General features: G+C 65.1%; 21 protein-coding genes. 17 read left to right on the top strand and 4 right to left on the bottom strand.

The annotated features are described in order from the left end of the window. Positions 1-17 precede the first annotated feature (17 nt). From AC1RJW_RS09915 to AC1RJW_RS09895, 5 genes are all read left to right on the top strand, one after another. Positions 18-875 carry an energy transducer TonB family protein gene (locus AC1RJW_RS09915; RefSeq protein WP_326457686.1) on the top strand — a complete coding sequence of 286 codons (858 nt, stop codon included), beginning with the start codon at positions 18-20 and terminating at the stop codon, positions 873-875. After that, positions 872-1,714 carry a shikimate dehydrogenase gene (gene aroE / locus AC1RJW_RS09910; RefSeq protein ID WP_493044779.1) on the top strand — a complete coding sequence of 281 codons (843 nt, stop codon included), beginning with the start codon at positions 872-874 and terminating at the stop codon, positions 1,712-1,714. Before AC1RJW_RS09915 ends, aroE begins: the two co-directional genes overlap by 4 nt. Further along, complete coding sequence (gene mtgA, locus AC1RJW_RS09905; RefSeq protein ID WP_493045146.1) at positions 1,696-2,436, top strand: monofunctional biosynthetic peptidoglycan transglycosylase; 741 nt, start codon at positions 1,696-1,698, stop codon at positions 2,434-2,436. The genes aroE and mtgA overlap by 19 nt, the downstream gene beginning before the upstream one ends. Before the next feature lie 221 nt (positions 2,437-2,657). Then, positions 2,658-3,623 carry a magnesium/cobalt transporter CorA gene (gene corA, locus AC1RJW_RS09900; RefSeq protein WP_034746658.1) on the top strand — a complete coding sequence of 322 codons (966 nt, stop codon included), beginning with the start codon at positions 2,658-2,660 and terminating at the stop codon, positions 3,621-3,623. Between the two features lie 280 nt (positions 3,624-3,903). Then, positions 3,904-4,620: an HAD family hydrolase gene (locus AC1RJW_RS09895; protein ID WP_493044778.1), complete on the top strand. Its 717-nt coding sequence runs from the start codon at positions 3,904-3,906 to the stop codon at positions 4,618-4,620. A 125-nt stretch (positions 4,621-4,745) separates the two neighbouring features. Here the strand turns inward: AC1RJW_RS09895 and hemL are convergent, their stop codons facing one another. Together hemL and thiD are read right to left on the bottom strand one after the other, a co-directional pair. After that, complete coding sequence (hemL, locus tag AC1RJW_RS09890) at positions 4,746-6,035, bottom strand: glutamate-1-semialdehyde 2,1-aminomutase (RefSeq protein WP_139090760.1); 1,290 nt, start codon at positions 6,033-6,035, stop codon at positions 4,746-4,748. A 59-nt stretch (positions 6,036-6,094) separates the two neighbouring features. Beyond that, entirely contained in the window at positions 6,095-6,952 is an 858-nt protein-coding gene (thiD, locus tag AC1RJW_RS09885; protein ID WP_493044777.1) for a bifunctional hydroxymethylpyrimidine kinase/phosphomethylpyrimidine kinase, read from the bottom strand. A 96-nt stretch (positions 6,953-7,048) separates the two neighbouring features. On the opposite strand from thiD, the gene AC1RJW_RS09880 reads away from it, so the two are divergent. From AC1RJW_RS09880 to AC1RJW_RS09855, 6 genes are all read left to right on the top strand, one after another. Beyond that, on the top strand, positions 7,049-7,201 hold the full coding sequence (locus AC1RJW_RS09880) for a rubredoxin (RefSeq protein ID WP_010401308.1): 153 nt from the start codon (positions 7,049-7,051) through the stop codon (positions 7,199-7,201). A gap of 84 nt (positions 7,202-7,285) precedes the next feature. After that, positions 7,286-7,708 carry a response regulator gene (locus tag AC1RJW_RS09875; RefSeq protein WP_326457650.1) on the top strand — a complete coding sequence of 141 codons (423 nt, stop codon included), beginning with the start codon at positions 7,286-7,288 and terminating at the stop codon, positions 7,706-7,708. Between the two features lie 36 nt (positions 7,709-7,744). Next, entirely contained in the window at positions 7,745-8,110 is a 366-nt protein-coding gene (locus AC1RJW_RS09870; RefSeq protein WP_070222135.1) for a response regulator transcription factor, read from the top strand. Positions 8,111-8,136: 26 nt separating this feature from the next. Further along, the gene (locus AC1RJW_RS09865) at positions 8,137-8,742 is read left to right on the top strand and encodes a chemotaxis protein CheW (RefSeq protein ID WP_493044776.1); all 606 of its coding nucleotides are present in this window, start codon (positions 8,137-8,139) and stop codon (positions 8,740-8,742) included. Then, positions 8,742-10,979, top strand: coding sequence for a methyl-accepting chemotaxis protein (locus tag AC1RJW_RS09860; protein WP_493044775.1), 2,238 nt, complete (start codon positions 8,742-8,744; stop codon positions 10,977-10,979). Before AC1RJW_RS09865 ends, AC1RJW_RS09860 begins: the two co-directional genes overlap by 1 nt. A gap of 41 nt (positions 10,980-11,020) precedes the next feature. Next, on the top strand, positions 11,021-16,303 hold the full coding sequence (locus tag AC1RJW_RS09855; protein ID WP_493044774.1) for an Hpt domain-containing protein: 5,283 nt from the start codon (positions 11,021-11,023) through the stop codon (positions 16,301-16,303). A 1-nt stretch (position 16,304) separates the two neighbouring features. Here the strand turns inward: AC1RJW_RS09855 and AC1RJW_RS09850 are convergent, their stop codons facing one another. Then, positions 16,305-17,768, bottom strand: a complete 1,464-nt coding sequence (locus AC1RJW_RS09850) for a cryptochrome/photolyase family protein (protein ID WP_493044773.1) — start codon at positions 17,766-17,768, stop codon at positions 16,305-16,307. Between the two features lie 386 nt (positions 17,769-18,154). Between AC1RJW_RS09850 and AC1RJW_RS09845 the strand changes: the two genes are divergently transcribed. The 6 genes from AC1RJW_RS09845 to AC1RJW_RS09820 all read left to right on the top strand — a co-directional run bounded on the left by AC1RJW_RS09845 (position 18,155) and on the right by AC1RJW_RS09820 (position 22,894). Then, positions 18,155-18,757: a YqgE/AlgH family protein gene (locus tag AC1RJW_RS09845; RefSeq protein WP_493045144.1), complete on the top strand. Its 603-nt coding sequence runs from the start codon at positions 18,155-18,157 to the stop codon at positions 18,755-18,757. Further along, complete coding sequence (gene ruvX / locus AC1RJW_RS09840; protein WP_230492103.1) at positions 18,754-19,152, top strand: Holliday junction resolvase RuvX; 399 nt, start codon at positions 18,754-18,756, stop codon at positions 19,150-19,152. Before AC1RJW_RS09845 ends, ruvX begins: the two co-directional genes overlap by 4 nt. A 39-nt stretch (positions 19,153-19,191) precedes the next feature. Continuing rightward, positions 19,192-19,716 carry a bifunctional pyr operon transcriptional regulator/uracil phosphoribosyltransferase PyrR gene (gene pyrR, locus AC1RJW_RS09835; protein WP_493044771.1) on the top strand — a complete coding sequence of 175 codons (525 nt, stop codon included), beginning with the start codon at positions 19,192-19,194 and terminating at the stop codon, positions 19,714-19,716. After that, positions 19,709-20,674 carry an aspartate carbamoyltransferase catalytic subunit gene (locus tag AC1RJW_RS09830; protein WP_034746695.1) on the top strand — a complete coding sequence of 322 codons (966 nt, stop codon included), beginning with the start codon at positions 19,709-19,711 and terminating at the stop codon, positions 20,672-20,674. The genes pyrR and AC1RJW_RS09830 overlap by 8 nt, the downstream gene beginning before the upstream one ends. 24 nt (positions 20,675-20,698) lie before the next feature. After that, positions 20,699-22,000 carry a dihydroorotase gene (locus tag AC1RJW_RS09825; RefSeq protein WP_326458786.1) on the top strand — a complete coding sequence of 434 codons (1,302 nt, stop codon included), beginning with the start codon at positions 20,699-20,701 and terminating at the stop codon, positions 21,998-22,000. A 147-nt stretch (positions 22,001-22,147) separates the two neighbouring features. Continuing rightward, on the top strand, positions 22,148-22,894 hold the full coding sequence (locus AC1RJW_RS09820) for a lysophospholipid acyltransferase family protein (protein WP_326458785.1): 747 nt from the start codon (positions 22,148-22,150) through the stop codon (positions 22,892-22,894). Here AC1RJW_RS09820 and AC1RJW_RS09815 read toward each other — a convergent pair. Next, positions 22,891-23,655 carry an ABC transporter permease gene (locus AC1RJW_RS09815; protein ID WP_493044770.1) on the bottom strand — a complete coding sequence of 255 codons (765 nt, stop codon included), beginning with the start codon at positions 23,653-23,655 and terminating at the stop codon, positions 22,891-22,893. The two genes, AC1RJW_RS09820 and AC1RJW_RS09815, sit on opposite strands and share 4 nt — an antisense overlap. Positions 23,656-23,657 lie beyond the last annotated feature (2 nt).

The following is a 23,657-nucleotide window of genomic DNA, read 5'->3' as shown; positions in this document are numbered from 1 at the left end:
AAGAGAATCGTTTCCTGATGATCGCCGTGGCGGTATCGCTGCTGGCGCACGGCGCCTTGCTGGCGATGCATTTTGTCGCCCCGGCCCCGCAGCGGGCCGTGGCCACCGATCCCGGCCTGGAAGTGATACTGGTCAATGCCAAGCATGCGGACAAGCCGCTGAAGGCCGATGCCCTGGCGCAAGCCAACCTCGATGGTGGCGGACAAGCCGACAAGGGCCGCGCCAAATCGCCCTTGCCCGACATGCGCAAGGTGGAAGAGGGCGACAGCGTCAAGGCCAGCGCCCGGCGCATCGCCGAGCTGGAGCAGAAGCAGCAGGAACTGCTGACGCAGGCGGCCAAGGCGACGCCCTACAGCGCCGCGCCCGTCACGGAAAAGGACAAGCCCAATCCCCTGGCCAGCGGTTCTGACTTGATGGAAAGCAGCAAGGCCATCGCGCGCATGGCGGCCGAGATCAGCCAGACCGTGGAAGACCAGAATAAACGTCCGCGCAAGACGTTTATTACGCCCAGCACGCAGGAGGTCGGCTATGCCATGTATTACAAGACCTTGCAAAAGCGTATCGAGGAAATCGGTACCCTGAATTTCCCGCAAAAGAATGGCCGCAAGATGTATGGCGAACTGGTCGTTTACATCCCCATCTTCCAGGACGGCACGATCTACCAGAAAGAGGGCGGCGCCCGCGTGGAGAAAAGCTCGGGCAATCCCGCGCTGGACGCGGCGGCCCTGGCCATCGTGCGCCGTTCGGCGCCGTTTGGCCGTTTCCCACCGAATATGTTGTCGAGTGATAAAGATGATCTGTGGGTCGTCATCACCCGTTTCAAATTTACCCGCGAAGAAAAAATGGAAGCTAACCTGACTGGCGGCAGCAATTGAGCAAGCAAAACATTAATTCAGATCAATATTGCGTCTTCGGCAATCCCATCGCCCACAGCAAGTCCCCCCTGATCCATGCCGCGTTTGCCCTGCAGACAGGACAAGCGTTGGTCTACGAGCGCCGCCTGGCGCCGTTGGACGGCTTCGCGCTGGCGGCCCGCACGTTTGCCGCCGAGGGTGGCAAGGGCGCGAACGTGACGGTGCCCTTCAAGCTCGACGCGTGCGCGCTGGCCACGGAGCTGACGGCGCGGGCTAGGGCCGCCGGCGCCGTCAATACCCTGCGTTTCGATGGCGATACCATTCTTGGCGACAATACCGATGGCGCGGGCCTGGTGGCCGACATCGTGCGCAACGCGGGCGTAGCCATCGCCGGCAAGCGCGTCCTGCTGCTGGGGGCGGGCGGCGCGGCGCGCGGCGTGATCCTGCCCTTGCTGGAACAGGGACCGCAGGCAATGTTCATTGCCAACCGCACCGTGGCCACGGCCGAGGCGCTGGTGGCGCAGTTTGCCGATGCGCTGGCGCACCCCGGCCAGCTGCGCGCCGGCGGCTTCACGCAGCCTGAAGGCGTCTTCGATATCGTCATCAATGCCACCTCGGCCAGCCTGGCGGGCGACTTGCCGCCCGTGCCGCCCGGTATCTTCGGCAGCCACACCCTGGCGCTGGACATGATGTATGGCGCCCGGCCCACCGTCTTCATGGATTTTGCCGCCCAGCATGGCGCGCAGGTGCGCGACGGCCTGGGCATGCTGGTGGAGCAGGCGGCCGAAGCGTTTTACGTGTGGCGCGGCGTGCGGCCGCAGACGCAAGACTTGCTGGCGCAATTGCGCGGTGCCCTGTGAGCGCCGGCAAGAAGGGTGCGCGCAAGAGCGGCCGTGGCTACGGCTGGATCAAGTGGCTGTTCATCGTGCCCGTGCTGGCCTTTATCGTCGTGCAGCTGTATTTTTTCCTGCAAATCTGGTGGTGGGTCGACCATAACCCGTCCAGCACGGCTTTCATGCGCGAACAGTTGTCTGTCTTGCAGGACAAGAATCCGAATGCCACGATCAAGCAGACGTGGGTGCCGTACAACCGCATCTCGAACAACCTGAAACGGGCCATCATCGCCTCGGAAGATGCGAATTTTTCCGAGCACGAAGGCGTGGATTGGGAAGCCTTGCAAAAGGCATATGAAAAAAACAGCAAGAAACAGAAGGTCGTGGCGGGCGGTTCCACCATCACGCAGCAGCTGGCGAAGAACCTGTTCCTGTCCGGTTCGCGCAGCTATGTGCGCAAGGGTCAGGAATTGATCATCACGTATATGCTGGAAAACCTGATGGAAAAGCAGCGCATTTTCGAGATTTATCTGAACGTGGTGGAATTTGGCACGGGCACCTTCGGCGCCGAGGCGGCTGCGCGCCACTATTACAAGGTCAGCGCGGCGGGCCTGAGCGCGGGACAGGCGGCGAAACTGGCCGTGATGCTGCCGAATCCCCGTTTTTATGACCGCCACCGCGATACCGGCTATCTGAACCGGCGCACGGGCGTGATCCTGCGCCGCATGGGGGCGGCGGAATTGCCGTGATGGCGGCCAGCTTTCTTTGCATAAAATCAAAGCTGTTGAATTGGCACTATTGCGGCGCAGCATCTTAATCGCTTCGATTGGTGCAGCGCCGCACTTTTTCCGTGAAAAAGCAGTGCCGGGGGTGGTCGTGAAAAGGCCTTTGCGGGTACACTTGCGCTGTTTTCATTTTTGGCGCCAGCGCCAGCACATTACGATAACCCAACATCCGGCTGAGAGCGCGCATGATCAATGTCTTTGTATTACAGAATGGCCGGCTCAACCAGGTGCCGATCGACAGCCGCGCAGACCTCGAAAATGCCGAACCGGTGTGGGTCGACCTGACCGACCCTACCGACGATGAACGGGCCTGGGTCAAGGCCATCTACAACGTCACCCTGCCGGGCGAAGACGAAGTCAAGGATATTGAAGCGTCGGCACGCTATTACGAAGCGGAAAATGGCGACTTGCATCTGCGCACGGATTTCTTGCGCGAAGAAGACGACGGCCCGTCGCGCGTCATCACCGTGGCCTTCATCCTGGCCCGCAAGATTTTGTTTTCCATGCATACGGACGACTTGCCCGTGTTCCGCCTGGTGCGGATGCGCGCCCGCTCGCGGCCCGGCTCGATCGCCGACTACATGGACGTGCTGCTCGACCTGTACGCCACCGATGCCGAATATTCGGCCGACGTGCTCGAAGGCATCTACCAGAACCTGGAAGAAGTCAGCACGCGCGTGCTGCAAAAGGAATTTACCGATGCGCACGCGGCCGAAGCGCTGAATGCTATTGCCCATGAGGAAGATTTGAATGGCCGTATCCGCCGCAACATGATGGATACGCGCCGCGCCGTGAGCTTCCTGATGCGCGGCCGCTTGCTCAATTCCGAGCAGTTCGAGGAAGCGCGCCAGATTTTGCGCGACATCGAATCGCTGGACGGTCACACGTCTTTCCTGTTCGACAAGATCAACTTCCTGATGGACGCCACCGTCGGCTTCATCAACATCAACCAGAACAAGATCATCAAGATCTTCTCCGTGGCCAGCGTGGCCTTCCTGCCGCCCACCCTGATCGCCAGCGTGTACGGCATGAACTTCAAGCTGATGCCGGAACTGGAATGGTCGTTCGGCTATCCATGGGCCTGGGGCTTGATGATCACCAGCGCCATCGCGCCCTTCCTGTACTTCCGCCACCGCGGCTGGCTGAAATAAGCCCTCTTGCCGGGACGCTCCCGCGTCCCGGTTTCAAGGCGAGCGCAGCAAATTCAAAAATCAGCGATAATCACTGGTATTGCGTGGTATTGAATTGGTATCTACGTTGTCTGTGCTGAGCCAGTCTTTTCCCCCGTAGTCTGCCTTTTGCAGAAAAGTATCGTCATTGAGCCGTTTTCTGCGTGGCAGCGTCCGCCTGTTCCACCTATGATCGTTGCGATGCCAGCCTTGGCCGGCCGGCCGCCGCATTTCCCGTCACCGTTGTTCTTCTGGAGAGTCCATGCCTGATACCGCCATCACCCCACCGCGCTTCACCCATCTGATCAGCGACTGCGATGGCGTGCTGATCGACAGCGAAGCCGTGGCCCTGCAAGCGCTGCTGGAGTTGCTGGGGCCACGCCTGCCGAACCTGCCCGAGGGCGTCACCGTGCAAGGCTTGATCGAGCCGCGCCTGGGCCAGCGCCTGGTGCCGCTGATGCAGGATATCTACAAGGAACTGGGCTTGCCGCAATTGCCGGCCGACGAGATCATGGCCATCGGCAACGCCGTCGATGCGGCCTGCGATGCGCAATTGCGCGCCGTGCCCGGCGTGGCGCAGGCGCTGGCCGCCATTCCGCTGCCCAAGGCTGTGGCCTCGAACAGCGTCAGCGCGCGCGTGCTGTCGGCACTCGAACGGACCGGCATGGCGCCGCTGTTCGACAAGCGCGTGTTTACGCCGGACCTGGTGGGCCACGCCAAGCCGCATCCGGGCGTCTACCTGGCGGCGGCAGCCGCCTTTGGCGTGCCGCCAAGCCAGTGCCTGGTGCTGGAAGACAGCGTCACGGGCGTGACGGCCGCCGTGGCGGCGGGCATGACGGTATTGGGATTCATCGGCGGCGGGCATATCGCCGCCGGCCAGGAAGCACGCCTGAAGGCGGCCGGCGCGCATGTCGTGTTCAGCGACATGGCCAGGCTGCCGGCGCTGGTGGCGGAACTGCTACAAGGCGCTACAGTGTAACGACACCTGACAAAACCGTAGCGAGCGGCAGTGATTTGTGGCCGAGAAGCGCAACCGTACTTTAGTACGGTGAGCATCGCCGGCCGCAAAGCGCGACGCGCAGTAGGTTTTGTCAGGTGTGTACCTTACGCCAGCTTGGCAAACACCTTGCGTGCGGCAGCGATGGTGGCGTCGATGACGGCGTCATCGTGCTGTGCCGAGACGAAGCCTGCCTCGAACGCGGCGGGCGCGAAGTACACGCCTTCGTCCAGCATGGCGTGGAAGAAGGCGTTGAACTTGCTGCGGTCGCCCGCCATCATTTCCGCGTAGCTGGTCGGCGGCGTTTCGCTGAAATAGATGCCGAACATGCCGCCGATGTAGTCGGCGCAGAACACCACGCCTGCCTCCTTGGCGGCGGCGGTCAGGCCTTCGGCCAGGCGCTTGGCCGTGGCGCCCAGCTGCTCGTAGAAGCCAGGCTGCTGGATCAGTTTCAGGGTAGCCATGCCGGCCGCCACGGCGACCGGGTTGCCGGACAAGGTGCCGGCCTGGTAGACGGCGCCCAGCGGCGCCATGTTGTGCATCAGCGCCGCGCTGCCGCCGAAGGCCGCCACCGGCATGCCGCCGCCGATCACCTTGCCCAGCGCGGTGAGGTCGGGCTTGATGCCGTACAGCGCCTGCGCGCCGCCCAGGGCCACGCGCAAGCCGCACATGACCTCATCGAAAATGAGCAGGGCGCCGTGCTGCGTGCACAGTTCGCGCATCGCCTGCAGGAATTCTGGCGTGGCTTTTACCAGGTTCATGTTGCCGGCCACGGGTTCGACGATGACGCAGGCGATCTCCGCGCCGAAGCTGTCGAAGGCGTCCTTCAGCTGTTCCACGTTGTTATAGTCGAGCACCAGGGTGTGCTTGACAAAATCTTCCGGCACGCCGGCCGATGTCGGATTGCCGAAGGTGAGCAGGCCGCTGCCCGCCTTGACCAGCAGCGAATCGGCGTGGCCGTGGTAGCAGCCTTCGAACTTGACGATCTTGTCGCGTCCCGTGGCGCCGCGCGCCAGGCGCAGGGCGCTCATGGTCGCTTCCGTGCCCGACGACACCAGGCGCACTTGCTCGATCGACGGCACCAGGCGCGTGATTTCCTCGGCCATCAGCACTTCGCCTTCGGTCGGCGCGCCGAACGACAGGCCCAGCGCGGCCGCATCCTGCACCGCTTTCACCACTTCCGGGTGGGCGTGGCCGACGATGGCCGGGCCCCACGAGCCGATGTAGTCGATATAGCGCTTGCCGTCCGCGTCCCAGAAGTACGGGCCTTCGGCGCGCGTGATGAAGCGCGGCGTGCCGCCCACGGAGCGGAAGGCGCGTACGGGCGAATTGACGCCGCCGGGCGTGGTTTTTTGTGCGCGGGCAAACAGGATGTCGTTCTGTGAAGTCGTCGTCATGATAATCGTGCCTTGAGAGTGGATCGTTGTCTGTGTCGTCTGTGTTTGTCTGGACGGGATTATTGGGCGCCGTGCTGGCGCTGCTGCCGGAACAGCCGGTTCGGTACCAGCTTGCCCATGCCGTGGCGTTGCGCGTGGGCCAGCGCGCCGGCCGTGAATTCCTGCGCCGCCACGACCACCTGCGGCACGTCGTCTTCGTTTGCCGCCAGGGCCAGCAGGGCGGTGGCCGCGGCCGACAGGGTGCTGCCGGCGCCGTTGAAGATGCCCGGCAGGTGCTGCCATTCGTCGTGGCGCACCACGCCGTCCTCGCCGAACAGGGTATTGGCGCGCAGCTTGCCTTCGCCCATGCCGGACTTGCTGGCGTCGGCCGGCATGCCGGTGACGAGCACGTATTCGCAGCCCAGCGCCACCAGGTAGTCGACGTCGTTTTGCAGGGTGTCGTCCGGATCGGCGTCGCGCCAGGTCTCGGCCAGGCGCTCCAGTTCCACCGGCGAGAGCACCAGCAGGGTCGTTTGCGGGATCAGCAGCTGGCGCACGGCGGTGAGGATGTCTTCGTCGTCCATGCCCTGTTCCGGCAGCGCCGAGATGAAGGGATCGAGGATCAGCGGCACGGTCGGATAGTCGGAGACGATTTCGGCGATGGCCGTGACGTTTTCCACGCTGCCCAGCGCGCCGATCTTGATGGCGGCGACGGACATGTCTTCCAGCAGCACGCGCGCCTGGTCGGAAACCCAGTCCGGGTCGACCGCCTGCACGTCTTCCACGCGTGCCGTATCGCTGATCAGCAGGCCCGTGGTGACCGACAGGCCATGGCAGCCGAAGGCTGAAAACGTGGCCAGATCGGCTTGAATGCCGATCGCGCCGACCGGATCGGACACGCCGAAGCTTAATATGAGGGGAGAAGTTTGGTTTTGCACGGCGGGTAGATTAAGATACCTAATTCAGCATTTTACTTGATTGAAGGGTGGCAGAACGTGAGTAGCAACGAAACAACGCAGCAATTCCAAACGTGGATGTGTCTTATTTGCGGCTGGGTTTATGATGAAGCGGCCGGCTTGCCCGACGAAGACATCGCTCCCGGCACGCGTTGGGCCGATGTTCCGATGAACTGGACCTGTCCTGAATGCGGTGCGCGCAAGGATGATTTCGAGATGGTGGCGCTGTAATCAATCAGGTCCACGGGATGCCGCTGCCGCACGCTGGTATCGCGGCCGCCTGTGCTATGGTATGAAAGATTGTCGAATAATCACATGACGCGTCCCTTCCCGCCCGAGGTGCCGCCCGATGCCGTGTGCGCCAGCGCCACGATACTCGTCATCGACGACAGCGCGACGATACGCAGCGCGGCCGCGAAGATCCTCGGCGAGGCCGGTTATCGCGTGGTGGTGGCGGAAAACGGCTTCGAGGCCCTGGCCAAGATCGCCGACTGCCAGCCGGCGCTGATCGTGTGCGACATTCTGATGCCGCGCCTGGACGGCTACCGTACTTGTGCGCTGATCAAGGCCAGCGCCGCGTATCACGCCACGCCGGTGCTGATGCTGTCGTCGAAGGAAGGCTTGTTCGACCGCGCGCGCGGCGCCATGGCGGGCGCCAGTGCCTGCCTGGCCAAGCCGCTGGCGCGCGAGGCGCTGCTGGAGGCCGTGCGGCTGCACCTGGCCGGGCATTTTGAGTAAGTGGTTTTATTGATTGACAACGCAGCAAGGAAGCAGATGGCCATACACACAATTCTGATCGTCGATGACTCGCCGACAGAACGCTACTACCTGAGCGAGATGCTGGTGCGTGCCGGTTATGCCGTCCTCACGGCGCAGGACGGCGCCGACGCGCTGGCGCAACTCAAAGAGGCCAGGCCCGACCTGATCCTGATGGACGTGGTGATGCCCGGTGCGAATGGCTTCCAGATCACGCGCGCCATCGCGCGCGATCCCGAACTGCAGGACGTGCCGGTGATTATCTGCTCCAGCAAGAGCCAGGAAACGGACCGCATCTGGGGCTTGCGCCAGGGCGCGCGCGATTACCTGGTCAAGCCGGTGGTGGAAGCCGAGCTGCTGGCCAAGATCGCCGCGCTTTCCTGAGCATGCACACGATGCCAGGTCACGGCGTGTCCACAACGGCCTTTCCGCCTGCCGCTGCCGCCATGCCATCCTTCGAGGCGGGTGCGCGGCAGGGGCGCTTGCGCCAGTATCAGCTGCAATTGATCGAGCGGATACAGGCAGCGCGCAGCGGCGCGCTGGCGGCGCGCAAGGAACTGGGCGTGATGCTCGGTGGCCGCCCCTGTCTGCTCGACCTGACGCAGCTCGGTGAAATCGTCATTGCCGCCGGTGTGCAGATCCAGAGCGTGCCGCTGGCGCAGGACTGGTACCTGGGCCTGGCGGCCATGCGCGGACGCCTGACGGGGGTCGTCGACCTGGCCCGTTACATGGGCGAGCCGGCCTGCGTGCCCGGCAATCACTGCCGCATCATCACCTTTTCACCCCGCCTGGGCCTCAATTGCGCATTGCTGGTCGAGCGCGTACTGGGCTTGCGCCAGCTGCGCGCGATGCAGCCCGTCTCCTTGCCGGATGGACCGCCGTCGTGGGCGGCGCAGGCGCTGCGCGACAGCGAAGGGCAGCAATGGCTGCGCCTGGACCTGGCGCAGCTGGCGCAAGCGGAACGCTTCCTCGATGCCGGCTTTGGCGGCCTTGCCGCCCACAAGGACATCTGCTGATGGGCGCCCATTCCCCCATCCTGGCGGCCGGCATGCCCGAAGCGGAGCACGCGCCCGGCGAGCCGGCATCGGCTGCCGACCTGCCGCTGCGCCTGCGCGACGCGCTGGGACGGCGCAAGTCGCTGGCCAATGCGCCGGTGCGCGACTTGAAGCTGCCGCTGATCGGCCATTTTCCGCTGCAAAAGCAGCTGAGCATCCTGTCAACGGTGATGGCCCTGAGCCTGGCCGCCAGCCTGCTGTTCGTGGGACTCAATACGCGCAGCGGCAATATCGCCTCGGCGCAGACGCAGCTGGCCAGCGATGCGCTGATGCATTCGCAGCGCATCGGCAAGGCCGCGCCGAACGCCGTGCAAGGCAATCCGGAAGCGTTCCGCCAGCTCGAGGAAAGCCGCAATGAACTGAACCAGGATTTCCGCCTGATGCTGCGCGGCGGGACGTATCACGGCCGCGATATCGGCGAGTCGCGTTCCGCCCTGCTGGCGGCCGTGGCCGACGCGCGCAAGAAGTGGGCCAGCAGCGACCGCGCGGCCAGCACCATCCTGCGCCTGAAAACGGAACTGGGCGAATTCGACAAGACCTTGCAGCAATTGAACGCGCTGTCGCCGGCGCTGCTGGCGCAGACCGAGGAAGTCGCGGCCCTGAAGGTGCAGCGCGGCGGCAATGCGCGCGACCTAGCCGTCATCGGCCGCCTGATGATGCTGAGCCAGCGCATGAGCCGCAGCGCCAGCGAGTTCCTGTCGTCGGGCAGCATCAGCTCGGAAACGGCGTTTTCGCTGGGACGCGACACGACGTATTTCCGTACCGCCGTGGAAGGCCTGTTGAACGGCAGCGTGTCGCTGCAACTGGCGCCCACGCGCGATGCCGAATTGCGCGACCGGCTGGTGGTGCTGAAAGCCAGTTTCGATAATTACCAGAAGCTGGTGTCGTCGATACTCGACCGGCTCGACAAATTCAGCTCGGCGAAAAGCGCCGAACAGCTGATCTTCAACGAGAACGAAGACCTGCGCCAGCGTTTGACCCTGCTGCAGCAGATGTACCACGTGAACCAGGAAACCCTGGGCGTCGCCTTCTGGATGATGGTCGGCGGCGTGTTGCTGACCCTGATCGCGGCGGCCGGCATCGGCCGCGTGCTGCTGCAGGACTCCGTCAACCGCACGCGCGACGCCGAGCGGCGGCGCCAGGAAGCGGAAATCCTGCGGCTCCAGTCGCAGGGAAAAGAGGAAGAGGCGAAGGCCAGGAATGACCAGAACCAGGCGGCCATCCTGCGCCTGATGAACGAATTGCAGAAGGTCGCCGATGGCGACCTGACGGTGCAGGCCACCGTGTCGGAAGACATCACGGGCGCCATCGCCGATTCCGTCAACTACACGGTCGAGGAATTGCGCGGGCTGGTGGGACGGGTGACGGCGACGGCCGAACAGGTCAACCGCGCCTCGACGCAGGCGCAAAGCATCTCCAGCAAGCTGCTGATCGCGTCGCAGCAGCAGTCGCGCGAAATCCAGGGCGTCAGCGCCACCGTGGTCAAGATGGCCAATGCGATCACCGACGTGTCGAAGTCGGCCAGCGTCTCGGCCGACGTGGCGCGCCAGTCGGTGGCAGCGGCGCAGCAGGGTTCGACGGCGGTGGAAAATGCCATCAAGGGCATGCATGAAATCCGCGAGCAGATCCAGGATACGTCCAAGCGCATCAAGCGCCTGGGCGAATCGTCGCAGGAAATCGGCGAAATCACCGAGCTCATTTCCGACATCACCGAGCAGACCAATGTGCTGGCGCTGAACGCCGCCATCCAGGCCGCATCGGCCGGCGAGGCGGGGCGCGGCTTTTCCGTCGTCGCCGAGGAAGTGCAGCGCCTGGCCGAACGCTCGGCGGCCGCCGCCAAGCAGATCGGCGCGCTGGTGCGCACCATCCAGGCCGATACCCAGGATGCGACGCGGGCGATGGAAACGTCCACGCAGGGCGTGGTCGAGGGCGCGCGCCTGTCCGACGCGGCCGGCGCCGCCTTGAGCGACATCAGTCAGGTGTCGAAACACCTGGCCGAACTGATCCAGGGCATCTCGTTCGCCACCGGCACGCAGGCCGGCTCGGCCAGCGGCGTGGCCTTGAATATCCAGCATATCCTGAGCGTGACGGAGCAGACGCAGGACGGCACGCAGCAAACGGCGCAATCGATCCATAAACTGTCGATGCTGGCGCAGGAACTGAAAAATTCGGTGTCGCGCTTCCGCGTCGCCGCCTGAATGTCGCGCCAAGCCAGGGCGATTTCCTTACCGAGGCATGCATGAGCACACCTGATAGTCCACAGCAGTCCAAGCCGTTCGACAGCGAACCTTTGTCGTGGGTGATGGTGGAAATCCGCGAAGCCCTGGGCCGCTCGAAAACAGCCCTTTTCGAGGCGGGAGGCCGCGAGCGCGAGGAACGCGCCACGGCCCTGCAGCATGCACGCTCGCACCTGCACCAGGCGCATGGCGCGCTGGTGATGGTGGACGTGGCCGGCGCCAGCCTGCTGACGGACGGCGCGGAACGGGCGCTGGCGCGCTTTCGCGACGGCAGCCTCGAATACACGCTGGACCATGCGCAAATCGTCGCCGGACTGTATCAGGCATTGACGGAATACCTGGAAGACCTGGTGGCCGGCACGCCGCCGCAGCCGGCGCGCTTGTTCCCCTACTACCGCGATCTGCAAACCCTGCTGGGCGCCGAGCGCATCCACCCGGCCGACCTGTTTTTTCCGCCTTCATCGGTGCTGGAAGGGCAGGCCATCGCGCTGGCCGACACGCCACCCGTGGCGGACTATCCTGCCTGGCGCGGACGCTTTGAAAAATCCCTGCTGCCCTTCCTGAAGGCGCAGGATGACGCCGCGCGGCGCCAGCATGCGGGCGAGCTGCACGCCACCTTGACCCTGGTGGCCGACGCGCAGCAGGAAGCGCCGGCGCGCACCTTCTGGTTCGCGATGCAGGCGTTCGCCGGGCTGGCGGCCAGCGGCGAAGGCATGGGCACGCTCAACGTCAAACAGCTGTTCGGCCTGATCAATCTGCAATTGCGCCGCCTGGCGCAGGGCACGGCCAGCCTGCCCGAAACGATGCTGCGCGACGCCCTGTTCTTCATCGCCGCGGCACAGGAACCGATGCCGGAGGCACGCCAGTTGCGCGCCGCTTTCGCCCTGGACGGCATGGTGCCCGCCGACGTGGAAACGCGGCGCTACGGCCAGATCGACCAGGATGCCTTGCAAGGCGCCCGCACGGCCCTGGCGCAGGCGCGCGCCAGCTGGAGCCGTCTGGCGCAAGCCGACCTCGATCCAGTCCTGGGCACGGATTTCGACGCATCGCTGCACGAAGTGGCGGCACACGTGGAGACCCTGAAGCAGCCGGCCCTGGCCAGCCTGCTGCGCGAATGCGCGGCCGTGGCGCGGCAAGCCGTCACCACCGGGCGCAGCGCGGCTCTGGAGAATGAAATCGGCATGGCGCTGCTGTTTGCCGACACGGGCCTGGAGCAGCTGCGCCGCCTGCCCGACGATTTCGCCGGCAATGCGGAAACCATCGCCGCGCGCCTGCAGGCACTGCTGGCCGGCGAAGCGCCGCCGCCCGTCACGGCGGGCGAGCTGTCGCGCCAGATCGAGCAGGGCCAGACCGTGGCCGCGCTGGCCGAGGACATGAAGACGGGGCTGCGCCAGGTGGAAAAGGTGCTCAACGCCTACTACGCGGATGCAGCGGGTGCGGGGAAGGCGGGGGCACTCGATGGCGTCGCGCCCGTGCTGGAGCAGTTGCAGCAGCAACTGGCCGGGCTGGGACAGGACGACGCGCGCGCCACCGTGCTGCAGGTCGACGCCGCCGTGCGGCAGCTGGCCGGTGGCGACGCCAATGCGCACGCCAATGCGGAGTCGCCCGCCGCGGCGCTCGACGAGATCGCGCAAAATGTCAGCGCGCTGGGCTTTTTTGTCGATATGCTGGGCCGCAACGCGCAGGCGGCCAGCGGGCGTTTCCATTTCGATGCCGCCGCCGGCACCTTCCGCGCCCTGCCATTTGAAAAAGTCGCCGCCGCCGGCGCCGTGCCCGTGCCCTTGCTCGACCAGGCATTGGCGCCCGCCGCGCCCGCCGGCATGGATGCCGCACCGGCAGTGACCGATGTCGACGCGGAGATGCTCGACATTTTTATCGCCGAAGCGCGCGAAGTGCTGGCCTTTATCGACACCACGCTGGCCTTGCCGCGCGAGCAGGCCGCCAGTGGCGACCACCTGGCCATGCTGCGCCGCTCGTTTCATACCCTGAAAGGCAGCAGCCGCATGATCGGCCTGGCGCAGTTTGCCGAAGCGGCCGGCGCCATCGAGCGCGTCATGAATACCTGGCTGGCCGAAGCGCGCCCCGTCAGCGACGACTTGTTTACCTTGCTTAATTACGGCTGGTACCAGCTCAGCGAATGGGTGGCCGAACTGGAAGGCGGCGCGGGGCGCGAGCGTGAGCCCGGCATGCTGCTGGCGGCGGCCGAGCGCGTGCGCGAAGGGGGGGCGTTCGAACTGCGCAAGCCGCGTCCGGCCACGCCGGTGGCCAGCAATGGCAATGTGATCGGACTTCCTTTGGCCACGGCGCCCGCGCTCCATGAAGCGCCGGACGATCACCTCAAGCACGTGGGCGAACTGCGCATCAGTCTTCCCCTGTACAACATCTACCTGGCCGAGACGGATGAATTGCTGCGCGTGCTCACGCGCGACTTCGGCGAATGGCGCCATGAACAGCGCGCCGTCAGCGCGGAGGCGCTGCAAGCCGTGCATACGCTGGCGGGGACGTCCGGCACGGTCGGCTTCCAGTCCCTGCGCGACCTGGCGCACGCTCTCGAGACGGTGATCGAAACGGTGGTGCCGCCGCTGGCCGGGCTGCAGGAAGCCCAGCACGACGTGCTGGAGCAGGCCACGCAGCGCATCGGGCAAATGCTGCAGGCGTTCGCGCTGGGCGACCTGGCGCCATCGCAGCCGGACATGATCGAAGCGCTCAACACCCTGTGGCGGGCCTTGACGGCGCCGCCCGGCGAGAGCCAGGAAGACCGGCTCGACGCCCTGTTTGCGGCCGCTTACGCCAGCATCGTCGGCGCGCCCGCGCAGCCCGCCGCGCCGCTTCCCGAAGTTCCTGTACCGCAGCTCGAGACCCTGTTCGAGGCGACGTATGCGAGCATCGTCGCCGATGCACTGCAGCCAGCTGCTGCCGAAGCACCTGTACCAGCACCGGTGCTGGACAGCGGCGCCAGCGACGACCTGTTCGACGCCGGTTTCGAACACGCACCGCCGCTGGAGTACGCGGCGCCGGAAGCGCCGGCGCCCGCCATCATGCCGGCCGATGCGGCCGCGCTGCTGGCGGCGAGCGCCGGCATCAGCGATGAACTCGACCTCGATTTATTGTCCGTCTTCCTGGAAGAGGGCGCCGACCTGCTGCCGCAGATCGGCGAAGCGCTGCGCAGCTGGCAGCAGCAGCCGCACGACAGCGGCCAGGCGCAGATGCTGCTGCGCACCCTGCATACGGTCAAGGGCAGCGCGCGCATGGCCGGCGCCATGCGCCTGGGCCAGCATGCGCATGAAATCGAGACGCATATCGAAAACATGCTGCACGCGGGCACCGCCACGCCGCAGGCCTTCGAGGAATTGCTGGCCCACTACGACCATGCGCTGCACCTGTTCGAGCAGCTGCAGCAGCCCTTGCTGCCCTTGCCGGGCATGGAAGACACGCCGGTGGCCGAACCGAAGGCGGCGCTGGTGCGCGTGCGCGCCGATATCCTCGACCGCCTGGTGAACCAGGCCGGCGAAGTGTCGATCACGCGCTCGAAGATGGAAAATGAAGTGGGCGTGCTGGGCGCTTCGCTGTCCGAGTTTTCCGACAACCTGGCGCGCCTGCGGCGCCAGCTGCGCGAAGTGGAAATGCAGGCCGAATCGCAGATCGCCTCGCGCATGGCCGTCGGCAGCGAGCGCGAATTCGATCCGCTCGAATTCGACCGTTTTACGCGCCTGCAGGAACTCACGCGCATGATGGCCGAAAGCGTCAACGACGTGGCCTCGTTCCACGAAAACCTCAGCCACAGCGTCGATGCGGTGACGGACGACCTGGTGCTGCAGGCGCGGCTGACGCGCGAGCTGCAGCGCGACCTGATGCAGATCCGCATGGTGCCGTTTGCCAGCATCGCCGAACGCCTGTTCCGCGTGGCGCGGCAAAGCGCCAAGGAAGTCGACAAGCGGGTCAACCTCGACATCCGCGGCGGCGGCGTGGAAATCGACCGCAGCGTGCTCGAACGCATGGCCGCGCCCTTCGAGCACCTGCTGCGCAACGCCATCGTGCACGGCGTCGAGCCGCGCGACGCGCGCCTGCTTGCTGGCAAGAGCGAGACGGGCGAGCTGCTGGTGCAGGTCAGCCAGCATGGCAATGAAGTGGCGATCGCCTTTTCCGACGATGGCGCGGGACTGGACCTGGAGCGCATCCGCGCCAAGGCGCACGGCGCCGGTCTTGTGGCGACGGACGCGCCGCTGACCGACGCGCAGGCGACCGAGCTGATTTTTACGCCAGGGTTTTCCACCGCCGACAGCCTGACGGAACTGGCCGGACGCGGTGTTGGCATGGACATCGTGCGCTCCGAAGCGCTTGCCCTGGGCGGCCGCGTGGAAACGCTGACGCAGGCGGGCCTGGGCATGCGCTTCACCATCCACCTGCCGCTGACCCTGGCCGTTACGCAAGTGGTGCTGCTGGCGGCGAACGGCAAGACGTATGCCTTGCCGTCGGTGCTGGTCGAGCAGGTGCTGCACCTGAAAGGCGAACAGCTGGAGCAGGTGCGGGCGGCCGGGCGCATCGAGTCGCACGGGCAGTCGCTGGCGCTGCATCACCTGTCGGCCATGCTGGGCGAGACGCCGGCGGTGCAGGCCACGCAGCGCCATGCGCCCGTGCTGCTGCTGAGGAATGGCAACGACAGGCTGGCCTTGCAGGTCGATGACGTGGTGGGCAACCGCGAAGTCGTGGTCAAGCACGTGGGCCCGCAACTGGCGCGCATGCCGGGCATCGCCGGCGCCACGGTGCTGGGTACGGGCGACATCGTGCTGATCCTCAATCCGGTGGCGCTGGCGCAGCACCTCGAGCATCATCCGGAACTGCTGTCGCAGTATGCGCTGGCCAGCAGCGAGCAGCATGCGGCCACCAGTGCACTGGCTGCGCCAGCTATCCGCGTGATGGCGGTCGACGATTCGCTGACGGTGCGCCGCGTGATGCAGCGTTTGTTCGAGCGCGAAGGCTACCAGGTGCTGCTGGCCAAGGATGGTCTTGATGCGCTGGAGCAGCTGCATGCGCTGGAACCGGCTGCCATGCCGGCGCTGTTGCTGGTCGACGTGGAAATGCCGCGCATGGACGGTTTTGATTTGACGCGCAATGTGCGCAGCGACGACAAGACGCGCACCATCCCCGTCATCATGATCACTTCGCGCAGCGCCGAGAAGCACCGCGCGCACGCATTCGAGCTGGGCGTGAATGCGTATTTCGGCAAGCCGTTCCAGGAAGAGGAATTGCTGGCCGAGGTTGGGCGCTTGCTGGCTGGCGCTTGAGCTATGCTGCCGCCTTGACCACCGCATAGCGCTCGAGGGTTTCCTTGCGCGCCTCGTCGTGCTGCACGATGGGTTCCGGATAGTCGCGCCCCAGCATGATGTTTTTTTGCTCGAGCAGCATGCGCGGTACCAGCCAGGGCGCGTGGATTTCCTTGTCGCCCAGCGCCTTGAGCTGCGGCAGGTAGCGGCGGATGAAGCGCCCGCCGGCATCGAATTTTTCCGACTGCGTGATGGGATTGAAGATGCGGAAGTAGGGCTGGGCATCGCAACCGGACGAGGACGCCCATTGCCAGCCGCCGTTGTTCGACGCCAGATCGAAGTCATTGAGGTGCAGCGCGAAATACGCTTCGCCGCGGCGCCAGTCGATGCCCAGATCCTTGATCAGGAAGCATGCCGTGACCATGCGCAGGCGGTTGTGCATATAGCCCGTCTGGTTCAGCTGCGCCATGGCCGCGTCGACCAGCGGATAGCCGGTGCGCCCCTCGCACCAGGCGGCAAAAGCGGCATCGGCCTCGGCTCCCGTTTCCCAGGCGATGGCGTCGTAGGCCGGTTTGAAGGCGCCGCCTTCCACGTGCGGGTTCTGGTACAGGATCATGGCGTAGAAATCGCGCCAGATCAGTTCAGCCAGCCACACGGGTGCGCCATCGCCGCCGCCGCCCCGGTCCATCAGGTCGACCACGGTGCGCACCAGATAGCGCAGCGATACGGTGCCGAAGCGCAGATGCATGGACAGGTAGGACGGCCCCTTCAGGGCGGGGAAATCGCGCGCCACGTCATAGCGGGCCACACGCGGCAAAAAATCCTCGAACAGCGCGCTGGCGCCCGACATACCGGTGGGAATGGCCAGTTCGGCCAGGTTGCTCGCTTCGAAACCGAGCTCGCCCAAGCTGGGCAGGGGCGCCGGCGTGCCATTGCGCGGCGGCGCCAGGCTGGCCGCATGCGGTTCGATATCGAACGGCGCCAGGCAGCCGGGTTCGGCGCGCATTTTCTTCAGCCAGGCATTCTTGTACGGCGTGTAGACGGTGTACGGCTTGGCCGAGAGCGTCAGCACTTCGTCCTTTTCAAAGATGACCTGGTCCTTGAAGCTGAACCACAGGCGCGCGTCGCGCGTGAGCGCGGCGGCCACGGTGGCGTCGCGCGCGATGGCTTGCGGTTCGTAGTCGTGGTTGGCAAAGACGGCGTCGGCGTTCAGTTCGGCGGCCAGGCGCGGGATGGCCTCGGCCGCGTCCGCGTGCAGCACGATCAGGTCGCCGCCCAGTTGGCGCAGCTCATGGGCCAGCTCGGCCACGCTGGCATGGATGAAGTCGACCCGCCGGTCGCGGCGCGGCAGCATTGCCAGGATGGCGGTGTCGTAGACGAAGACGCAATGCACGGCCTGGCTCTGGCGCAGAGCGTGATGCAGTGCAGCATGGTCAAACGCGCGCAGATCGCGCCGGAACCACACCAGGGAAGTCTTGATTGTCATTATTTCGCGTGTTCAGGGTCAAAGATAGGCGATTTTTTGCCGCCAACAGGGCTTTATGGCCGCTCGCGTCGTGCCTTTGGCGTCGCTGCGGTGGCAATTCAGTGTAAACTACCGGGTATGTTCATGGTGCTTTATGTGCGACAGCGATTTTGCAATCAATTTTACAATTGGCATTGACATGCGCCTGCAGGCATAGTGAATTGATCATTAATTTACAACATAACAAGAATAGCGCCTGGCAACACGGTGCGCGCCGCCCAGGATGTGCGGCCGCTTGCGCCAGGCGTACGATAGCGGGGTAAGCGAGACTTGCCAGCAAGCCCACAGAGAGAGCATCGCGTATGAAAAAGAGTAAAATCGACCAGACTCTACCAGGACATCGCCTGATGCAGGGTGTGGGAGAGCCGGCCGCGACCGGTTCCTCCACCCTGAATCTGGCCAACCATTTCCTGATTGCGATGCCGGCCATGCAAGACCCGATCTTCGGCGGCACGGTCGTGTACGTGTGCGAACACAATGAAAACGGCGTGCTGGGCGTCGTCATCAACAAGCCCACCGACATGACCATGGAAGTGCTGTTCGACCGCATCGACCTGAAACTGGCGGCCGGCAGCGACACGCCCATCATCAACGAGCCGATCATGTTCGGCGGCCCGGTGCAGGACGACCGCGGCTTCGTGCTGCATACGCCGGGCGAGCGCTATTCCTCGTCGCTGACGGTGACCGATGAAGTGGCCTTTACCACCTCGATCGACGTGCTCGAAGCCGTCGCCAAGGGCGATGGTCCCGAGCGCATGCTCGTCTCGATCGGCTACTCGGGCTGGAGCCCGGGCCAGCTGGAAGACGAGATCGGCCGCAACGGCTGGCTGACGGTAGGCGCTTCGGCCGACATCCTGTTCGATTTCCCCATCGAGCAGCGCTACGTGGCGGCCATCAAGTTGCTGGGCATCGATCCCCTCATGCTGGCGAGCGAGGCTGGCCACGCATGAGCGGTGACGCCATCGACACCATCCTCGCCTTCGATTTCGGCTTGAAACGCATCGGCGTGGCCATCGGCAATACCATGATTTGCCAGGCCAAGCCGCTCAGCGTGATCACGGCCACGGCGAACGAACCGAAGTTTGCCGCCATCGATAGCCTGATCAGGGAGTGGGGCGCCAGCCGCATCGTGGTGGGTTTGCCCAGCCACCCGGACGGCACCGAGCACGAGATGAGCGCGCGCTGCCGCCGTTTCGCTAACCAGGTGCATGGCCGCTTCAACCTGCCGGTGGAACTGGTCGACGAGCGTTATTCCTCGGCCGTCATCGCCGCCAAGCGCGGCGAAGTCATCGACGACCGCGCCGCCGCCATCATCCTGCAACAGTATTTCGACGCGAATTATTAATCTGACCCTAGACTTCCTCCCTGAATGATCAAGAACTCTATGCCGCATCCTACGAATCCTTCCCAACTCGACGCCGAGGCCTTGTACGCGGTCTTGCTGCAGCAGGTGCAGAGCGGCCTGGCGGGCATCCCTAACGTGGCCATCGTCGGCATCCATTCGGGCGGCGCCTGGCTGGCTGAACGCCTGGCGCGCGACCTGAACCTGCTCGACCGCCTGGGCGTGCTCGATGTCTCGTTCTACCGCGACGACTTTGCCCAGAAGGGCTTGCATGCGGACGTCAAGCCAACGCAAATCGCCTTCGATGTGGCCGGCGCCACTATCCTGCTGGTCGACGACGTGCTGTACACGGGCCGCACCACGCGCGCGGCCATCAACGAATTGTTCGACTATGGCCGCCCGGCCAAGATCATGCTGGCCTCCCTGGTCGACCGCGGCGAACGCCAGCTGCCGGTGGCCGCCGATTTCGTGGCCGCCTTCACTGCCGTGCCGCCGGGCCAGGCCCTGGTCCTGAAGCAAGCCGACGATGGAAAATTCACGCTCACCATAGATACCCACCATGCTTAATCCGCAACTGAATAAACACGGCGAACTGCAACATCTGCTGACGATCGAAGGCTTGCCGAAGTCTATCGTCAACCACATCCTCGACACCGCTTCCTCGTTCGTCGGCATTTCCGACCGCGACGTGAAAAAGGTGCCGCTGATGCGCGGCAAGAGCGTTTTCAACCTGTTCTTTGAAAACTCCACGCGCACCCGCACCACCTTCGAAATCGCCTCGAAGCGCCTGTCGGCCGACGTCATCAACCTGAACATCCAGGCCTCGTCGGCCAGCAAGGGCGAATCGCTGCTCGACACCATCGACAACCTGTCGGCCATGCATGCCGACATGTTCGTCGTGCGCCACGCGCAGTCGGGCGCGCCCTACCTGATCGCCAAGCACCTGATCGACACCAAGCAGCCGCACGTCCACGTGGTCAACGCGGGCGACGGACGCCACGCGCACCCGACCCAGGGCTTGCTCGACATGTACACGATCCGCCACTACAAGAAGGATTTCACCAACCTGACGGTGGCCATCGTGGGCGACATTTTGCACAGCCGCGTGGCTCGCTCCGACATCCATGCGTTGACCACCCTGGGCGTGCCGGAAGTGCGCGCCATCGGCCCGCACACCCTGCTGCCGGGCGGCCTGGAACAGATGGGCGTGCGTACCTTCACCAACATGGATGAAGGCCTCAAGGGCGTGGACGTGATCATCATGCTGCGCCTGCAGAATGAACGCATGAGCGGCGCGCTGCTGCCGTCGGCGCAGGAATACTTCAAGAGCTATGGCCTCACGCCCGAACGCCTGGCGCTGGCGAAACCGGATGCCATCGTCATGCATCCGGGCCCGATGAACCGCGGCGTGGAAATCGATTCGGCCGTGGCCGACGGTCCGCAGGCGGTGATCCTGCCGCAGGTGACGTTCGGTATCGCCGTGCGCATGGCGGTAATGAGTATTTTGGCTGGTAATCAGGGCTGATAGCCCAAGGACGAGTAAGCGAGCATGACGACACTACATATCAAGAACGGCCACCTGATCGACCCTGCCAACGGCATCGATGGCTTGCAAGACCTGTTTATCGCCGACGGCAAGGTGCTGGCCGTGGGCAGCGCCCCGGCCGGCTTCAAGGCCGACACCACGTTTGACGCGGCCGGCCTGGTGGTTTCCCCCGGCCTGGTTGACCTGTCCGCGCGCCTGCGCGAGCCGGGCTACGAATACAAGGCGACCCTGGAATCGGAACTGCAGGCGGCGCTGCAAGGCGGCGTCACGAGCCTGGTCTGCCCGCCCGACACCGATCCCGTGCTCGACGAGCCGGGCCTGGTGGAGATGCTGAAATACCGCGCCAAGACGCAGAACAAGGCCCACGTGCACCCGCTGGGCGCGCTGACCATGGGCTTGAAGGGCCAGTCGCTGACGGAAATGGCGGAACTGACGGAAGCGGGCTGCATCGGCTTCGCACAGGCGGAAGAGCCGATCGAGGACACCACCGTGCTGCTGCGCGCCATGCAGTATGCGAACACCTTCGGCTACACCGTCTGGCTGCGCCCGCAAGACCCGCACATCGGCCGTGGCGGCATCGCCCACAGCGGCCCGCTGGCGTCGCGCCTGGGCTTGTCCGGCGTGCCCGTGATGTCCGAGACCATCGCGCTGCACACGATCTTTGAATTGATGCGCGCCAGCCGCGCGCGCGTGCACCTGTGCCGCATCTCTTCGGCGGCGGGCCTGGAACTGATCCGCGCCGCCAAGGCCGAAGGCTTGCCCGTCACCTGCGACGTGGGCGTGCATCACGTGCACCTGACGGACGCCGACATCGGCTTCTTCGATCCGAACGCGCGCGTGACGCCGCCGTTCCGCAGCCAGCGCGACCGCGACGCGATCCGCGCCGGCCTGCTCGACGGCACGGTCGACGCCATGTGCTCGGACCACACGCCCGTCGACGACGATGAAAAACTGCTGCCGTTCGGCGAAGCGTCGCCCGGCGCCACGGGCCTGGAACTGCTGCTGTCGCTGGCCCTGAAATGGGCCGACGACTATGCGCTGGGCCAGCCGCAGGCGGGTGCCCGTCCGCTGGCGCGCGCCGTGGCCAAGGTCACGTCCGATGCGGCCCGTGTCGCCGGCATCCCGGCCGGCAGCCTGGCCGTGGGCGAAGCGGCCGACATCTGCGTCTTCGATCCCGCCGCGCGCTGGACCGTGTCGTCGGCGTCGCTGGCCAGCCAGGGCAAGCACACGCCTTTCCTCGGCTATGAGCTGAGCGGCATCGTCAAGGCGACCATCGTTGCCGGACAGGTGGCGTTTCAGCGTTAATTTTTTGTATCGGAGCCGTAGGTCGGATTAGCGGTACGCGTAATCCGACAAGTCCATGGCGGCTCCTGTCGGCTTACGCAGCGCCTCGCGGGCGCTGCTAAGCCGACCTACGCGGCTGTATGGCTTTGCTTCCAACCTTGGTGTCATTTGAAACTTCTGCTTACCTACCGCCTCGCGCGCATCGCCATTCACCTGAGCTGCGGCATGGCCAAGAGCGCCGTGCTCTTTCCCTGGCTGGACCTGGAAGGGCGCAACCGGCGCATCCGCCGCTGGTCGACGCAGCTGCTCGACATCTGCGGCGTGCATGTGGCGCAGCCGGCAGACAGCGTGCCGGCCCTCGACCATGCGATGGTGGTGGCGAACCACGTGTCGTGGCTCGACATCTTCGTCATCAATGCCGTCCACCCCTGCCGTTTTGTCGCCAAGGCGGAAATCCGTGCCTGGCCGATCCTGGGCTGGCTGGCGGGACGCGCCGGCACCATCTTCATTTCGCGCGGCAGCAAGCGCGACCTGCGCCTGATCTTCCAGGGGCTGGTGGATAAACTGACGGCGGGCGAGCGCATCGCGTTCTTCCCCGAAGGCACGACCGCCGCGCAAGGGCAGATCCTGCCGTTTCACGCCAACCTGTTCGAGGCGGCCATCGACGCGCAAGTGCCGGTGCAGCCGTTCGCGCTCGTGTACGTGGATGACAAGGGGGCCTTGCATCACGCCGTCGACTTCATCGGCGAGATGAGCTTTGCGCAAAGCATGGTGGCGATCCTGAGCGGCCCGCCGATCACGGCGCGCCTGACCTGCCTGGCGCCAGTGGCGACGTCCGACGCGCACCGGCGCGAACTGGCGGCGGCAACGCAGGCGGCGGTGGCCGCTGCGCTGCCGCTGGAAAAGGCGGCCTAGTTTTTGACGTGCAGCCAGCGCGCATGCGCGGCGCGGGCCAGGTAGTCGAGGATGAAACCTAACATCCCGATCAGCACGATGGCAGCCATCAGCTCCGAATACGCGAGGCGGTCGCGCGTGTCGAGGATGAAGTAGCCGAGGCCGGCCGACACGCCCAGCATTTCGGCCGGCACCAGCACGATCCAGATGATGCCGATGGCCAGGCGTACGCCCGTCAGGATATCGGCCGTGATGCCCGGCAAAATCACCTTGAAGACGATCTCGCTGCGCGTGGCCGACAGGCTGCGCGCCAGCAGCAGCCAGTTCGGATCGAGCCGCGCCACGCCGGCCGCCGTATTGAGCAGGATAGGCCAGACGGCCGCGAACGCCAGCAGGAAGTACACGGGCGCGTCGCCGACGCCGAGCACCATCACGGCGATCGGCATCCACGACAGCGGCGAAATCATGCGCAGCAGCTGGAACAGCGGCATGGCCGCGCCGGAAAAGCTCTTCGACATGGCCACCAGCACGCCCAGCGGCACGCCGATGACGATCGCCAGTCCCAGGCCCACGGCCACCCTTTGCAGGCTCAATACCACGTGCAGCCAGATATCGGAGCCGCCCAGCATTTCCTTGAACGCCAGCGCCGTAGGCAAGGGCGCGAAGGCGGTGGCGATCGGCGTGGACTTTTCCAGCGCCGTCACGCCCATGGACCACAACAGCAAGGCACAGGCCAGCCCCACCAGGGGCAGGCCGAACTTCGTGAACAACTTGCTTGCCATCG

The organism is Janthinobacterium sp. GW822-FHT07A03, from assembly GCF_058798815.1.
The sequence above is the reverse complement of the archived record's forward strand: the minus strand, read 5'-3'. Positions and strand labels throughout refer to the sequence as shown.

Coding starts and splice junctions, on each gene's coding strand:
- AC1RJW_RS09915 (WP_326457686.1), top strand. CDS start 18: ATGATCGCCGTGGCGGTATCGCTGCTGGCGCACGGCGCCTTGCTGGCG.
- corA (WP_034746658.1), top strand. CDS start 2,658: ATGATCAATGTCTTTGTATTACAGAATGGCCGGCTCAACCAGGTGCCG.
- AC1RJW_RS09895 (WP_493044778.1), top strand. CDS start 3,904: ATGCCTGATACCGCCATCACCCCACCGCGCTTCACCCATCTGATCAGC.
- hemL (WP_139090760.1), bottom strand. CDS start 6,035: ATGACGACGACTTCACAGAACGACATCCTGTTTGCCCGCGCACAAAAA.
- AC1RJW_RS09880 (WP_010401308.1), top strand. CDS start 7,049: ATGTGTCTTATTTGCGGCTGGGTTTATGATGAAGCGGCCGGCTTGCCC.
- AC1RJW_RS09875 (WP_326457650.1), top strand. CDS start 7,286: ATGACGCGTCCCTTCCCGCCCGAGGTGCCGCCCGATGCCGTGTGCGCC.
- AC1RJW_RS09870 (WP_070222135.1), top strand. CDS start 7,745: ATGGCCATACACACAATTCTGATCGTCGATGACTCGCCGACAGAACGC.
- AC1RJW_RS09860 (WP_493044775.1), top strand. CDS start 8,742: ATGGGCGCCCATTCCCCCATCCTGGCGGCCGGCATGCCCGAAGCGGAG.
- AC1RJW_RS09855 (WP_493044774.1), top strand. CDS start 11,021: ATGAGCACACCTGATAGTCCACAGCAGTCCAAGCCGTTCGACAGCGAA.
- AC1RJW_RS09850 (WP_493044773.1), bottom strand. CDS start 17,768: ATGACAATCAAGACTTCCCTGGTGTGGTTCCGGCGCGATCTGCGCGCG.
- AC1RJW_RS09845 (WP_493045144.1), top strand. CDS start 18,155: ATGCAGGGTGTGGGAGAGCCGGCCGCGACCGGTTCCTCCACCCTGAAT.
- ruvX (WP_230492103.1), top strand. CDS start 18,754: ATGAGCGGTGACGCCATCGACACCATCCTCGCCTTCGATTTCGGCTTG.
- pyrR (WP_493044771.1), top strand. CDS start 19,192: ATGCCGCATCCTACGAATCCTTCCCAACTCGACGCCGAGGCCTTGTAC.
- AC1RJW_RS09830 (WP_034746695.1), top strand. CDS start 19,709: ATGCTTAATCCGCAACTGAATAAACACGGCGAACTGCAACATCTGCTG.
- AC1RJW_RS09825 (WP_326458786.1), top strand. CDS start 20,699: ATGACGACACTACATATCAAGAACGGCCACCTGATCGACCCTGCCAAC.
- AC1RJW_RS09815 (WP_493044770.1), bottom strand. CDS start 23,655: ATGGCAAGCAAGTTGTTCACGAAGTTCGGCCTGCCCCTGGTGGGGCTG.